This is a genomic window from Gillisella vitis, assembly GCF_001541345.2.
GTDB lineage: Bacteria > Pseudomonadota > Alphaproteobacteria > Rhizobiales > Rhizobiaceae > Allorhizobium > Allorhizobium vitis.
The window spans coordinates 1-13,575 of sequence record NZ_LMVL02000008.1 but is presented as its reverse complement, the minus strand read 5'-3'; the positions used below and the strand labels follow the sequence as shown (position 1 = coordinate 13,575).

At 55.3% G+C, this 13,575-nt stretch carries 13 protein-coding genes; 8 read left to right on the top strand and 5 right to left on the bottom strand.

Features of this window, described 5'->3' with window-relative positions; all coding sequences use genetic code 11:
• Positions 1–104 precede the first annotated feature (104 nt).
• The 8 genes from ASB66_RS22185 (at position 105) to ASB66_RS22150 (ending at position 10,347) form a co-directional block, all read left to right on the top strand.
• Complete coding sequence (locus ASB66_RS22185; protein ID WP_060719933.1) at positions 105–1,022, top strand: LysR substrate-binding domain-containing protein; 918 nt, start codon at positions 105–107, stop codon at positions 1,020–1,022.
• Positions 1,023–1,146: 124 nt separating this feature from the next.
• On the top strand, positions 1,147–2,379 hold the full coding sequence (gene puuD, locus ASB66_RS22180) for a urate hydroxylase PuuD (protein ID WP_060719934.1): 1,233 nt from the start codon (positions 1,147–1,149) through the stop codon (positions 2,377–2,379).
• Positions 2,379–3,686 (top strand): guanine deaminase, encoded by a 1,308-nt coding sequence (gene guaD / locus ASB66_RS22175; protein ID WP_060719935.1) that lies wholly within the window; start codon positions 2,379–2,381, stop codon positions 3,684–3,686. Before puuD ends, guaD begins: the two co-directional genes overlap by 1 nt.
• Before the next feature lie 89 nt (positions 3,687–3,775).
• Positions 3,776–6,307, top strand: coding sequence for a DEAD/DEAH box helicase family protein (locus tag ASB66_RS22170; protein WP_060719936.1), 2,532 nt, complete (start codon positions 3,776–3,778; stop codon positions 6,305–6,307).
• 30 nt (positions 6,308–6,337) lie between these two features.
• Positions 6,338–7,282, top strand: coding sequence for a DEAD/DEAH box helicase (locus tag ASB66_RS22165; RefSeq protein WP_060719937.1), 945 nt, complete (start codon positions 6,338–6,340; stop codon positions 7,280–7,282).
• A gap of 231 nt (positions 7,283–7,513) precedes the next feature.
• A complete protein-coding gene (locus ASB66_RS22160) occupies positions 7,514–8,533 on the top strand; it encodes an ABC transporter substrate-binding protein (protein ID WP_060719938.1) in 1,020 nt (339 codons plus the stop codon).
• Positions 8,534–8,627: 94 nt separating this feature from the next.
• Entirely contained in the window at positions 8,628–9,446 is an 819-nt protein-coding gene (locus tag ASB66_RS22155; protein WP_015916803.1) for an ABC transporter ATP-binding protein, read from the top strand.
• 13 nt (positions 9,447–9,459) lie between these two features.
• Positions 9,460–10,347, top strand: a complete 888-nt coding sequence (locus ASB66_RS22150; RefSeq protein ID WP_060719939.1) for an ABC transporter permease — start codon at positions 9,460–9,462, stop codon at positions 10,345–10,347.
• Between the two features lie 184 nt (positions 10,348–10,531).
• Here ASB66_RS22150 and ASB66_RS22145 read toward each other — a convergent pair whose 3' ends face one another.
• From ASB66_RS22145 to ASB66_RS26540, 5 genes are all read right to left on the bottom strand, one after another.
• Positions 10,532–10,999 (bottom strand): hypothetical protein, encoded by a 468-nt coding sequence (locus ASB66_RS22145; protein ID WP_060719940.1) that lies wholly within the window; start codon positions 10,997–10,999, stop codon positions 10,532–10,534.
• A gap of 6 nt (positions 11,000–11,005) precedes the next feature.
• A complete protein-coding gene (locus ASB66_RS22140) occupies positions 11,006–11,473 on the bottom strand; it encodes a hypothetical protein (protein WP_147274067.1) in 468 nt (155 codons plus the stop codon).
• Positions 11,474–11,704: 231 nt separating this feature from the next.
• Complete coding sequence (locus tag ASB66_RS22135; protein ID WP_060719942.1) at positions 11,705–11,947, bottom strand: hypothetical protein; 243 nt, start codon at positions 11,945–11,947, stop codon at positions 11,705–11,707.
• 6 nt (positions 11,948–11,953) lie between these two features.
• Positions 11,954–12,421, bottom strand: a complete 468-nt coding sequence (locus ASB66_RS22130; protein ID WP_060719943.1) for a hypothetical protein — start codon at positions 12,419–12,421, stop codon at positions 11,954–11,956.
• A gap of 2 nt (positions 12,422–12,423) precedes the next feature.
• Positions 12,424–13,350: an RHS repeat-associated core domain-containing protein gene (locus ASB66_RS26540; protein ID WP_171430935.1), complete on the bottom strand. Its 927-nt coding sequence runs from the start codon at positions 13,348–13,350 to the stop codon at positions 12,424–12,426.
• Between the last annotated feature and the right edge of the window lie 225 nt (positions 13,351–13,575).

Here is a 13,575-nt window from a genome sequence, read left to right as displayed (position 1 = left end):
CATAAATTCAGCAACAGCACCCGGCTTGATATGTGGATAGTGGCGGCAGTTGCCTCAGAAATCCAATCGGATTACTATGCTCATCCATAAAGAGAGCTTATCCGATGAAATTGTCGAAACAGTTCCCCATCAATGCCCTGCGGGTGTTCGAGGCCGTTGCCCGCCACAATGGTTTTACCCGTGCCGCCGAAGAACTGGGCATGACGCAGACGGCGGTGAGCTATCAGATCAAGCTGCTGGAGGATAATCTCGGCGCGCTGCTGTTTCTGCGGACATCAAGGCAAATCAGCCTGACCGAGGCCGGGGAACGGCTGCTACCGAAAACGCGGGAAGGCTTCGAGCTGCTGCGCGAGGCCGTGGCACTGGCACGGCATGAGGCAAGCGAAGTTCTGGAAATTCACTCCACGCCAACCTTCGCCTCCCATTGGCTGGCGCGCCATCTCGGCAGTTTTCAACTCCAGCATCCGGGTATTGCCGTGCGCCTGCTGCGGAGCGATGGGAAGCAGCGGGATTTTGCCCGTGACGGCGGCGATGTCGGCATCCATATTGGCAAAGAGCCGGTACCCGGGTTGATCTGTCATCCGATTTTGAAACTGGATTATGCCCCCATGCTCAGTCCAGCGCTAGCCGACAGCATTGGTGGCATCCGCGAGCCCGCAGATCTGCTCAAACTGCCGCGCGTGAGCAGCTGCGAGACTTGGTGGGCGGACTGGTTTCACAGTGCGGGCATTGCATCCTCCCTGCCAACCTCCATCGGCCTCGACGCGCAGGGTGCCCTCGACCTTCAAGCCGGCGCAGCCATGGCCGGACATGGCGTCGCCATTCTTAGCCCGTTCTATGTCGAGGAAGAACTCGCATCCGGTCGTCTGATCCAGCCTTTCGACCTGCGGCTGGGCGATGACCAGATCTATTGGTTGGTTTACCCGCCATCGCGCCGGACCGTGCCGAAGGTCAAAGCCTTTCACCAATGGCTGATCGCAAGCCTGCCACCCCTAGAACTGAACGGCGTCCATACCGCTTGATCCCCGCCTAATCTGCCTAAAACATGCGCATGCACATATTTTTGCGCATCTGCGAAAATGTGCCCTTCCCTTGGCCGCCAGTATTTTGCAATGTCACTGGTCGGGAGAGTCAAAGAGGTCAACCATGTATGAATTCGCCATCGCCTGGGAATGGCTGGCTTTTGCGGTCCGCTGGCTGCATGTCGTCACTGCTATCGCCTGGATCGGCTCTTCCTTCTATTTCATCGCGCTGGATCTGGGTCTCGTCAAACGCCCCGGCATGCCGGAGGGCGTCTATGGCGAGGAATGGCAGGTACATGGCGGCGGCTTCTACCATGTGCAGAAATATCTGGTGGCGCCCGCCTCGATGCCGCAGCATCTAACCTGGTTCAAATGGGAAAGCTATGCCACCTGGCTCTCCGGCTTTGCCATGCTCTGCGTGGTCTATTACGGCGGCGCCGATCTGTTTCTGATCGACCGCAGCGTGCTCGACCTCAGTCAACCGGAGGCCATCGGCCTGTCGATGGCTTCGCTTGCCATTGGCTGGATCTGTTACGATCTGTTGTGCAAATCGCCGATCGGCAAGAATACCTGGGGGCTGATGATCCTGCTCTATATCCTGCTGGTCGCCATGGCCTGGGGCTATACACAGGTGTTTACCGGGCGTGCCGCCTTCCTGCATCTGGGCGCGTTTACCGCGACGATCATGACCGCCAATGTGTTCTTCATCATCATGCCCAACCAGCGCATCGTGGTGGCCGACCTGATTGCCGGGCGTAAACCCGACCCGAAATACGGCATGATTGCCAAGCAGCGCTCGCTGCACAACAATTACCTGACGCTTCCCGTCGTGTTCTTCATGCTGTCCAACCATTATCCGCTGGCCTTCGCCACCGCCTATAATTGGATTATCGCCGCTCTCGTCTTCCTGATGGGCGTCACCATCCGTCACTGGTTCAACACCACCCATGCCCGCAAAGGCCGTCCGATCTGGGCCTGGATGCTGACCACAGTGATCTTTATCATCATCATGTGGCTATCTACCGTGCAGAAGCCTGATACTGGCGAGCATGCAGCACTCTCTCCGATGCAGCAGCAGTTCATGGCCGACGCGCATTTCGGCACCGCCCGCGATATCGTCCAGGCGCGCTGTTCCATGTGTCATGCGGCGGAACCGGTCTGGGACGGGCTGACATTTGCGCCCAAGAACGTCAAATTCGAAACCGATGCCGAGATTGCGGCGCATGCCCGGGAGATCTATATCCAGGCCGGACGAAGCCACGCCATGCCGCCCGGCAATGTTTCGGAGGTCACCCCTCAGGAACGCGCCCTGCTGGTCGCCTGGTATGAAAGTGCTGTGAAAGGCAAAAGCCCGTAATGACAAAGACCCTGATCCGTGGACGCCTGCTCTCCTTCCACAGCCAGCCCCGCGACATCACCGATACCGCCAGCTACCTCTATGAAAGCGATGGCGCCGTTCTGGTGGAAAACGGCCTGATCCTCGCCTCCGGCGCCTATGACAGCGTCAAGGCAGAGGCCGACCCGCAGACCATCGAGATTGACCACCGCCCGCATCTGATCCTGCCCGGTTTTATCGACTGCCATGTGCATTTTCCGCAGATGCAGGTGATCGGCTCCTACGCCGCCAACCTGCTGGAATGGCTGAACACCTATACCTTCCCAGAGGAATGCCGCTTCGTTGAAACCGCGCATGCAGCACGGATCGCCACGCATTTCTTCGATGAGTTCCTGCGCCAGGGCACGACGACGGCGGTTGCCTATTGCTCGGTGCATAAAACCTCGGCGGATGCCTTCTTTGCCGAAAGCGCCCGTCGCGGCACACGGATGATCGCCGGCAAGGTGATGATGGACCGCAATGCGCCACAAGGCCTGTTGGACACGCCGCAGAGCGGCTATGACGAGACCAAGGAGCTGATTGAAAGCTGGCACGGACGCGGCCGCAACCTCGTCGCCATCACCCCGCGCTTTGCCATCACCTCGACACCGGAGCAGATGGAGCGGACCCAGGCGCTGGCCCATGAATTCCCTGATCTGCATATCCAGACGCATCTCTCTGAGAATCGCGAGGAAATCGATTTCACCGCCAGCCTTTACCCCGAGTCAACTGACTATACGGATATCTATGCCCGCTACGGCCTGCTCGGGCGTAAAACCCTGTTCGGTCACGCCATCCATCTTTCGGAGCGTGAAGCCGACGCTCTCGCAGAGTCAGGCTCTGTCGCGGTGCATTGCCCAACGTCAAACCTGTTCCTCGGCTCCGGCCTGTTTCCGCTGAAAGCCATACAGCGCCGCGACAAGCCGGTGCGCGTTGCCCTTGCCACCGATATCGGCGGCGGCACCAGCTATTCCATGCTGCGCACCCTGGATGAGGCCTACAAGATCCAGCAATTGCTGGGCGAGCGGCTGAACCCGCTCGACAGTTTTTACCATATGACGCTCGGCAATGCCGAAGCCCTGTCGCTCTCCGACAAAATAGGCACGCTAGAACCCGGCACCGAGGCCGATCTGGTCGTGCTCAATGCCCATGCCACCCCGGCCATGGCGCTAAAAATGGAAGCTGTGACCTCGCTGACCGAAGAACTGTTCCTGATGCAGACGCTGGGCGACGACCGGGTGGTGGTGGAAACCTATGTGGCGGGCATGGCGTCGAAACCGCAGATTTAACACACTCTTTCCGTGTTAAAGAGAGGAATTTTAGGTTTATCGCAACCTTTGATCGTAAATAAAGTCCTGTCCTATCAATCAGAGATTTTATGAACATGACCAAAAGACCGTTGATCCAAAAAGGTGTGGTAGAACTTGAGCAGCTATTCGATCAACGGCGCGGTGATGCAGAGTTTCTGAACCAGTTGCTTGAGGAACTCTCCGAACGGAAAGTCCAGCGGGCAAACGAATTACGACAACGCGTATTGCAAGCTATAGGAGTGACCACCAAACCACATCTGACCGATGTCGCAAACGACAAGACTGCTCCGATTCGTTCATCTCCAGTTACCCCGACGTCTGTCGAAACATCCATAGCCTCACCGATTGGAACGTCAGAGGCGCCGAGAGGCGCCACCCCATCCGCCAACCGCCCGCCGCTCGAACGGCCTCCTATCACCAACGACGCCGACAATGTCCTGTCAGCATGGACAGCAATGGAGGTCTTGTCACCGCCGTCTTTCCGCAAACCGGAAGATTTGACCGGCGGCGATCGATACCGCATTGGCGATATCAATAAGGAGGTTCTCCCTTGGGAGAACGGTGGTGAGAAGAGCCGCCCAAATCAAAAACTCTATTATCAGCTCGTGCTTGGCAGCGTCGACATGGAAGCTGCCGTCAAAGCCCTGCTCTCGGTCTACACCGACAGCCGGGCTGAGCGCCCACAGGCACGTGGAGAGGCCGCGCTGGCCACGATCATGTTGGACCGGGAAGGTCGTCCTGTAGAAAACGAAGCCGTTTCCGTTTCCAGTTTCGGATGGGGAATTCCGGTAGCGCTGAGCGGGCGGCTTGGCGATCTTGCCCAATGGTCGCAGGCGGAACAGGTGCTCGTGGAAGGTCTGACCAATAAAGTTGTCGTCAAAGGGGAAGACGGCAAGACATTACCGCTGACAAGAAAGACGATCCAAACTGCATATGACTGGCTGGTTCAGGCCATCGGTCTGTCAGCTCAATTTGCAAAACCTCCGGCTTTTGCCATAAAATCCTATCAATTCTTCAAGCTGCAAGACCCGCCGGAATCGATCCTGCTCAACTCCTTCTTTCTCGACGATCTGGCCATGGCCCGTTCGCTCATAACATCAGGCAAGGCGACACCAAACCTCAAGCGCTACCTGGGCGTCATCAAACCACGCAGCCGCCACAACCTGATGAAGGACAATGAGGCGCTAGCAGATGCTCTCGAACCCAAAAAATTCCCCTTGGGATCGTGGCCGGGCAATGGTCGGCATCCGTTGGCGCTTCTCCAGCAATGCGCCGTTAATCTCGCCATACATGACCTGAAGACGGATGGCATTCTGGCGGTCAACGGCCCACCCGGCACGGGCAAGACCACACTCCTGCGCGATGTCATCGCCGCTCTCGTCACCAAACGGGCGGAAATTCTCTGCACCTATGACGAACCAGAAAATGCGTTCATCCATTCCGGTCAAAAGATTAGAAAGGGAAACGCCTTCATTCATCTCTACCGTCTTGATAGCAAAATCACCGGCTACGAGATGATCGTTGCGTCCTCCAACAACAAAGCCGTGGAGAATGTTAGCGCCGAACTGCCTGCAATGGAGGCGATTGCGGCAGATGCCAATGGTCTGCGGTATTTCAAGACCGTCTCGGACGCGCTGTTGCAGCGCGACACCTGGGGAACGGTCGCTGCGGTTCTCGGCAACGGCAAGAACAGAGGCGATTTCCGACAAACCTTCTGGTGGGGCGAAGATGTCGGCATGCAGAAATATTTGCAGCAGGCCAGCGGCAATCCCCAATTCATCACAGAGAAGACTGAAACCGGTACAAAGCAAAGACCTCCGCATATTATCGTCAACGAAAACGCGCCAGAGGACCACGAAGACGCTTTGCGACGCTGGAAGAAGGCACGCCAGCATTTCCGCAAAGTAACGGCATCCGCCAAAACGAAATTGGCTGATTTGCAAAAGGCTCACGATCTCCTACGCTCTATCCCGTTAAAGCTGGAAAAGATTGGTAGCCTTCATGCTGAAATAAGCACAATGATTCCAGTCGTTGCCGCGATGGCGGAACGCGCTCGACACGCTGTGTCCCTATCAGATGCCCAGCGAAAAATCGTAGACGCGTTGAAAAAAGACTTCGACGCATCCGCAAAAAACCGCCCAGGACTGTTCAGCCGTCTTTTCGGCACCCAGACCTATCGGTCATGGCGTGCAGCACACGGCACCATCACCCAACGCTTCATGTCCGAGCAAGCGACGCTCTCAAGCCTGGCGGCTGATACCAATGTCAAGAGCTCCGAACATGCGCGCGCCGACAGTGAACTCAAGCAAATGGAAGCCTCAATCGCAGGATTGACTGAAGCGCTGAACCGCGAACGGAGTGCCTTAGAAGCCATTAGCCAACACTATCCCGGCACATTTATCTCGGACGATTTCTTTAAGCTGCGTCATCCGGAAAAGCAGAAAAGCGCGCCTTGGCTGGATGCGACGACAGCGCATTTGCGCAACGATGTGTTCGAGGCGGCGATGGCTCTTCATAAGGCCTTCATCGATGCCGCCGCCAAACCCATCCGGCATAATCTTAACGTCCTGCTCGATGGCTTCGGCACCCGCTCGCTCTGAAGCCCTGAAAAGGATGCGCTGATCCCGGATATGTGGTCCACCTTGTTCCTGCTGGTGCCGGTGATATCGACGACCTTCGCGTCGGTCTCTCGGATGTTTGCAAAGATCGGGCCAGAAGCCTTCGGATGGCTGCTTGTGGACGAAGCAGGGCAGGCCTTGCCACAAGCTGCGATCGGCGCATTGATGCGAACGCAACTGGCAATGGTTGTCGGCGACCCCATCCAGATCGAGCCGGTCGTCGTCTTGCCTGATCAGTTGACTGAAGCCATGTGCCACCAGTTCGGCATCGATCCACTGATCTATAATGCGCCAGGGGCCTCCACCCAGACATTGGCCGACAGCGCCACCGAATATTACGGCACGTTCGAAACGAAATTCGGAACACGTGACGTTGGTGTTCCACTGCTCGTGCATCGCCGCTGCACAGAGCCAATGTTCAGCATTTCCAATTCCATCGCTTACGAGAACCTGATGGTTCAGGCGAAGGTCGCAAAATCCTCTGCCATTAGAAATGTTCTCGGTCCATCACGCTGGATCGATGTCGAAGGACGCGGGCAGGAAAAATGGTGCCCCCAGGAAGGCGCGGCGCTGCTGGCAGTTTTGCGCCAGCTTAAGGATAACAAATGCCCACCCGATTTCTATGTCGTGACGCCGTTTGTCGTGGTGCAGGATCGCATGCGGGACGCATTGCGGACAAGCGGCATACTCGATGGCTGGGTAGACAGCCCCTATCAGTGGGTTCGCGAACGTATTGGCACGGTTCACACTGTCCAAGGCCGAGAGGCGGAAGCCGTCTTCTTCATTTTGGGAGCGCCAGATGCGCAGCAGCGCGGCGCGCGTGGTTGGGCCGGTGGTCGTCCTAATTTGCTGAATGTTGCAGCGACAAGAGCCAAAGAAGCTCTCTACGTCGTCGGCAACAGGAGCCTTTGGAAAACGGCGGGCGTCTTCCAGTCACTTGATAATTTTCTCGATTAAGAATGGTGCGTAAGAGATCTCGAAAAAGAGGCGCGCAAGACCGAACGCGGCGGGCCGCCATCGAAGCGTAAAGGGGGTGGGCCAGATTTCAACACTGTTAGGAGTCCATTCATTTTTTCGCCCTCTGAAAGCTGACTGAAAGCTAGCGCTGCTACAAACGCTCCACCATCCCGTGGAGGAGACGCGCCGGGGAGCGCGCCACGGAGATTGACCCAGAGGAGGATAATATCCATGCGTTCCACACGCCAATTTTTCCGCGCCCTTTCGCTGTGCGCACTCGCTGCCGCCAGCCTGACGGCCAGCACCGCCCTGTCGCAGGCTGCCGAAAAGATCACTATCATGGTCGGTGGTTTTGAAAAGCAGATCTACCTGCCCGCAAAACTGACCGAGAGCCTTGGCTATTTCAAGGAAGAAGGCCTTGATGTCGAGCTGCTGAACGAAGCAGCGGGCGTCGATGCGGAAAACCAGCTTCTGGCTGGCGCTGTCCACGGCGTGGTCGGCTTCTACGACCATTGCGTCGATCTGCAAGCCAAGGGCAAGTTCGTTGAATCCGTCGTACAGTTCAGCCAGGCGCCGGGCGAAGTCCAGCTAGTTTCGACCAAAAATCCGGAAATCAAGAGCTTTGCCGATTTCAAGGGCAAGACGCTGGGTGTGACCGGGCTTGGCTCGTCCACCAATTTCCTCACCCTCTACATGGCCTCCAAGGCCGGCTTGAAACCAGGCGAGATCGTGACCATTCCGGTTGGCGCGGGCGGCACATTCATTGCCGCCATACAGCAGGCCAGCATCCAGGGCGGCATGACCACCGAGCCAACGATTTCGCGCATGGTCAAGACCGGCGAAGCCTCGATTCTGGTCGATCTGCGCACCGTGGACAAGACCCGCGAAGCGCTGGGCGGCACCTATCCGGCCGCCTCGCTCTACATGGAAACCGCCTGGGTCAAGGAACATAAGGAAGAGGTGCAGAAGCTTGCCAACGCCTTCGTCAAGACGCTGAAATTCATCAACACCCATTCTGCGGCTGAAATCGCTGAAAAGATGCCGAAGGATTTCTACGTTGGCGACAAGGAGGGCTATATCAAGGCTCTCGACGCGGGCAAAGGCATGTTCACCCCCGATGGCGTAATGCCGGAAGATGGCCCGCCGACGGTTCTGGCCGTACTCTCGGAGTTTTCCAAGAACGTCAAGGGCAAGAAGATCGACCTGTCCAAGACCTATACGACCGAATTCGTCAAGAACGCCAAGTTCTGATTACGATTGGCCGCCTACCTTTTCGGTCGGGCGGCCCTCCTCTCCTTTAACGAACAACACTCTGCGGGCCTGACGCTCGTCGGAAGGATGTCCCATGGCCAAAGATCAGAGCCGGACCCCGGCTATCGAACTCATCAATGTGACGCGCCGTTTCGTCTCCCCCACCGGCAAGACGCTGACTGCGCTGAAAGATTTCAACATGGCGGTGGAGCGCGGCGAATTCGTTGCCGTCGTCGGCCCGACCGGCTGCGGCAAATCCACCACGCTCAACCTCGTCACCGGCCTTGCCAAGCCCAGCGCTGGTGAAGTGCGGCTGATGGGCGGCCCGGTCAACGGTATCGACCCGCGCGTCGGCTTTGCCTTCCAGAAGGATGCACTGTTTCCGTGGAAGAACGTCATCGACAATGTCATGGCTGGCCCGCTGTTTCGCGGCAAATCCAAAACCGAAGCAGAAAAGCTGGCGAAAGACTGGCTGGCCCGCGTCGGCCTTGGCAAGTTTCTGCATCACTATCCCCACCAGCTTTCGGGCGGCATGAGGAAGCGCGTGGCCTTGGCCCAGACCTTCATCAACGAGCCGGAAATCCTGCTGATGGACGAGCCCTTCTCGGCGCTGGACGTGCAGACCCGCACCGTGATGCATGAAGAATTGCTAAAACTGTGGGCCGAGCGCAAGGCCTCGGTGATTTTCGTCACCCACGATCTGGAAGAGGCCGTGGCGCTGGCCGACAAGGTCTATGTGCTGACCGCCGGTCCCGCCACAGTCAAATCCGTCTACCCCATCGCGCTGCCGCGCCCACGTGTTGTCTCCGAGATTCGTTACGAGCCGGAATTCGTCGAATATTGCAAGACGATCTGGGAAGACATGCGTCAGGAAGTGGAAACCAGCTACCGCCGCGCCAGCGAAGCCGCCTGAGGAGGATAGAATCATGGCAGACATTAGTATGCAAAGCCCGACCACCCCTGCGGCCACCTTCCGCGCTGGCACATCGGACAAGGAAATCGAGGCCGCTGCACTGAAATCAGTCAAGCGCCGCAAGCAGATCGTGCTGTTCTGGCAGATCGCCATTCTGGTTGGCGTGCTGACGCTGTGGCAGGTGGCTTCCGACCAGACCTGGATTGACCCGTTCTTCTATGCCAGCCCCTATGCGGTGGTGGAGCGGATCTATGACTGGGCCGTCAATGGCACCACGGAAGGCTCACTCTGGTACAATCTCGGCATCACCATGGAAGAGGCGCTGATCGGCTTCTTCTCCGGCTCGATTGCCGGTGTGGTGGTCGGCATCGGCCTTGGCCGCAACAAGCTGCTGTCCGATATTTTCTCTGTCTATATCAAGGCGATCAACTCCATCCCCCGCGTGGTTCTGGCGCCAATCTTCATCATGATCATGGGCCTCGGCCTTGCCTCCAAAGTGGCGCTGGCCTTCATCATGGTGTTCTTCGTGGTGTTCGCCAACGCCTTCCAGGGCGTGCGCGAAGCCGACCAGGACATGATTGCCAATGCCCGCATTCTCGGCGCTAGCGACTGGCAAGTGACCAAGGCGGTGATCGTACCGTCCGCCATGAGCTGGATCTTCGCCAGCCTGCACGTCTCCTTCGGCTTTGCGATCATCGGCGCCATCGTCGGCGAATTCGTCGGCGCCCGCTACGGCATCGGCCAGTTGATCTCGATTGCCAAAGGCACCTTCGACGCCGCCGGCATGTTCGCCGCCATCGTGCTTGTCATGATCATCACGCTGGCCGCCGAATATGTGATGACACTGGTCGAAAACCGCCTCGCCAAATGGCGCCCGCAGCAGAGCCTCGACACGCATTGAGGTGAGTTGAACGGAAGGTAAATGCTCCTCCCGGCAAAAGCCGCTCGCAACTGATGTTGCGGGCGGTTTTTGGACATATGACTGCGAAACGAGTTGCGCGTTCAGTCTCAATTTTTCGATTTCAAAAATGCAGAAGAGCTTCCTACAAACCGAATATGACGTGGTTTGAAACAACCTACACAGTTCAATCGTACAAATAACGGTGAAGCTTTCCGATATGTTTGAAGACGTCGTCGATCAAAGCTTCCGCTTTTTGCGGAATCGCGGACGGCTCGATATGAGAGCGCAACGAAAACGTGACATCGAGCGGCCGCCAGATCGCCCAGTTTCGCCTCAAAACAAAAGTCTCTTTAATATTGCCGAACAATATTGGCAGATCTTCTATATCTTTATCAAATGGGCCAAGCCGGTAGCCTCTTATCGAAAGTGAAGCGTCGGGCTGATAAATGCTAAAGGCTGCTAATTTCACATCAGACAAATCGCGGACATCTGCTAAATCGTAACGGTAACCATGGTCTGATACCCCGAAATACGAACGTTTATTTGGATGCTGAGATAATCCCCAGCTCATAAAAAGCGGCTCGATGCGATCATGAAATTGCTGCTTGACCGCTTTCATCTTGCTTATTTTTTTGACATTCCGCTGCTTCATGCTGGGTCAGCCATACAGGTAGCGATGAAGTTTGCCGACGTTTTTCAGCACGTCGTCGATCAAGGCTTCCGCCCTCTGCGGAATATCGGATGGCTCGATATGAGAGCGCAAGGAAAACGTGACATCGAGCGGTCGCAAAATCGACCAACGTCTTGTTAAAGTAAAAATGCCTTCAATGGTATCATATAAAACAGGAACCTCATCAATACTCGCCTTAAATTCGCCAAGCCGGAAACCCCGGATCCACAGAGAAGCGTCAGGTTGTATGATACCGAAACCTGCGAGTTTGACATCGGAAAGATCCCGCAAATCCGCGAAATCGTAGAAAAATCCATGATCGGTCGGTCCGAAACGAGCGTCAGAATTTGGATGTCGCGACAATCCCCAGCTCATGAAAAGTGGCTCGATCCGATCATGAAATTGCTGATCGACCGCTTTCATCTTACTGATTTTTTTGACATTCCGCTGCTTCATGCGGGGTCAGTCATATAAGTAACGATGAAGTTTGTCGATATTTTTACAAACGTCATCGATCAACGCCTCCGCCTTGCGCGGGATATCCTCTTGCTTGATGTTAAAACCCAATTCAAACTTGATATTCCATGGTCGCCAAATCGACCAGTCTCTCGTCAAAATAAAAATTCCTTTAATATTGTCGAACAGTATTGGTAGTTCTTCTATATTTTCGTTGAATCGACCAAGTCGCTACCCCCTGATCCACAAGGAACCGTAGGGATGATGGATAGCAAAGCTTGCTAATTTCACATCAGACAAGTCGCGAACATCCGCGAAATCGTAACGGTAACCAAAATCTTCTTTGCCGAAATATGAACGTTTATTTGGATGTCGCGACAAGCCCCAGTTCATAAAAAGCGGCTCGATTTGCGCGTGAAATTGCTGATCGACCGCCTTCATCTTACTGAGTTTCTTGACGCTTCGCTGCTTCATGCGGGGTCAGCCATACAGGTAGCGATGAAGTTTGCCGATGTTTTTCAGGACGTCGTCGATCAAGGCCTCCGCTTTTTGCGGAATATCCTCTTGCTTTATGTTGGAGCCTAACTCAAATTTGACATAACATGGGCGCCAAATGGACCAACTTCTCGTTAATCTGTAAACATCCTTGGTATAACCATATATGGTGGGTAACTCCATTAAATTTTTCTCGAAGACACCAAGTCGTAACCCTGGAATCCACAACGAAGCGTTCGGCTGAATAATGCAGAAGCTCACCAACTTCACATCGGTAAAATCGCGTAGATCTGCAAAATCATAAAAAAATCCCTGATCGGTCGGCCCAAAAGACGCGCTAGGATTAGGATGCTGCGATAGTCCCCAGTTCATGAAAAGGGGCTCGATGCGATCATGAAATTGCTGCTTGACCGCTTTCATATTACTGATCTTTTTCCCGGTCTTTTGCTTCATGACTAATCTTGATATTTTTGGCTATCATCGACTTGTGAATGTTCGCCGGCAGCAGCGGCCCCCGCCGCAGTTCCACTTGCAAAACCGGAAACGGAATCCGGCGTCATCCGATTGACCTCAAATTCTGCGCCATTTGCAAGTGCATCTCGCTGATTTTTAGTAAGGCCGGCGGCTTTACCAAATTTCGACTCCACAAGTCTGCTATTTCCGGTAAATATATTTTGGAATTCGTGATCTATTATCGCCCGTCTGTCGAGGCCTGTCGCTGTTTTACCGCCAGAAAGGACAGGCCGATTACCGAGATCAACATTCCCCTTAAATAACTCCTTAAATGTTGTCAGCCCCTCCCCAAGTTTACCCTTTTGTGCAGCCGACAATCCCTGCAAGGAACCACTCACTTTGGAGCCAACGGCTCCTCCAACGACCCCGAATACCGCACCTGACATCGCATCACCAGCGACGCCCGCAACGGTAGGGGCCTGTCCGTTGAATGCCTTTTCGGCCACCCCGGCAGCGACATTGCCCGTCACCCCGGACGCGACAGACGCTCCGTAGACGCCAGCACCAAGCCCCGATGCCAGTCCGGCAGTGGCACCGGCAACCGCGCCACCGATCGCGGCTCCTGCATAGACGTTTGCACCACTTAAGCGACCATTATAAGTATCCATAGCCGCCTGAATGGCCACTCCGATAGCCGCACCCACCACAGCGCCTGCGACGGCAAAATGACCGTTGGCATCGCTATTGTTGATGGGATCGTTCAAAGCATAGGCGTAACGGTTGGTGTTAACACCCGCCAGCGTCGGATCCATGGGGTCAGGCGATATGAACCGCGCATTCGCCCCGGAACTGTATGACAAAGTCAGAGATCCGGAAATGAGAAAACTAAATAAAACACGACTATAATTTGCACGCAACGAAAGGGCCATAAGCCACCACCCCCAAATTTTCAATTAAAAATCGCATCCCCTGACTTAACAATATCTGATCTTTTTCGGATGTCCAAACCGAAGTTGAGATTGTGAATATCCAAAAAACTGCCAAGCCAAAATACTTATTTCACAAAACTAAGTATTGCATGCCGTCGTGATGCCATAAGCAATATCCTTTATCCCCTCGGCAACCCACCCTCCGCAGCACTCCCCAGTGTGACC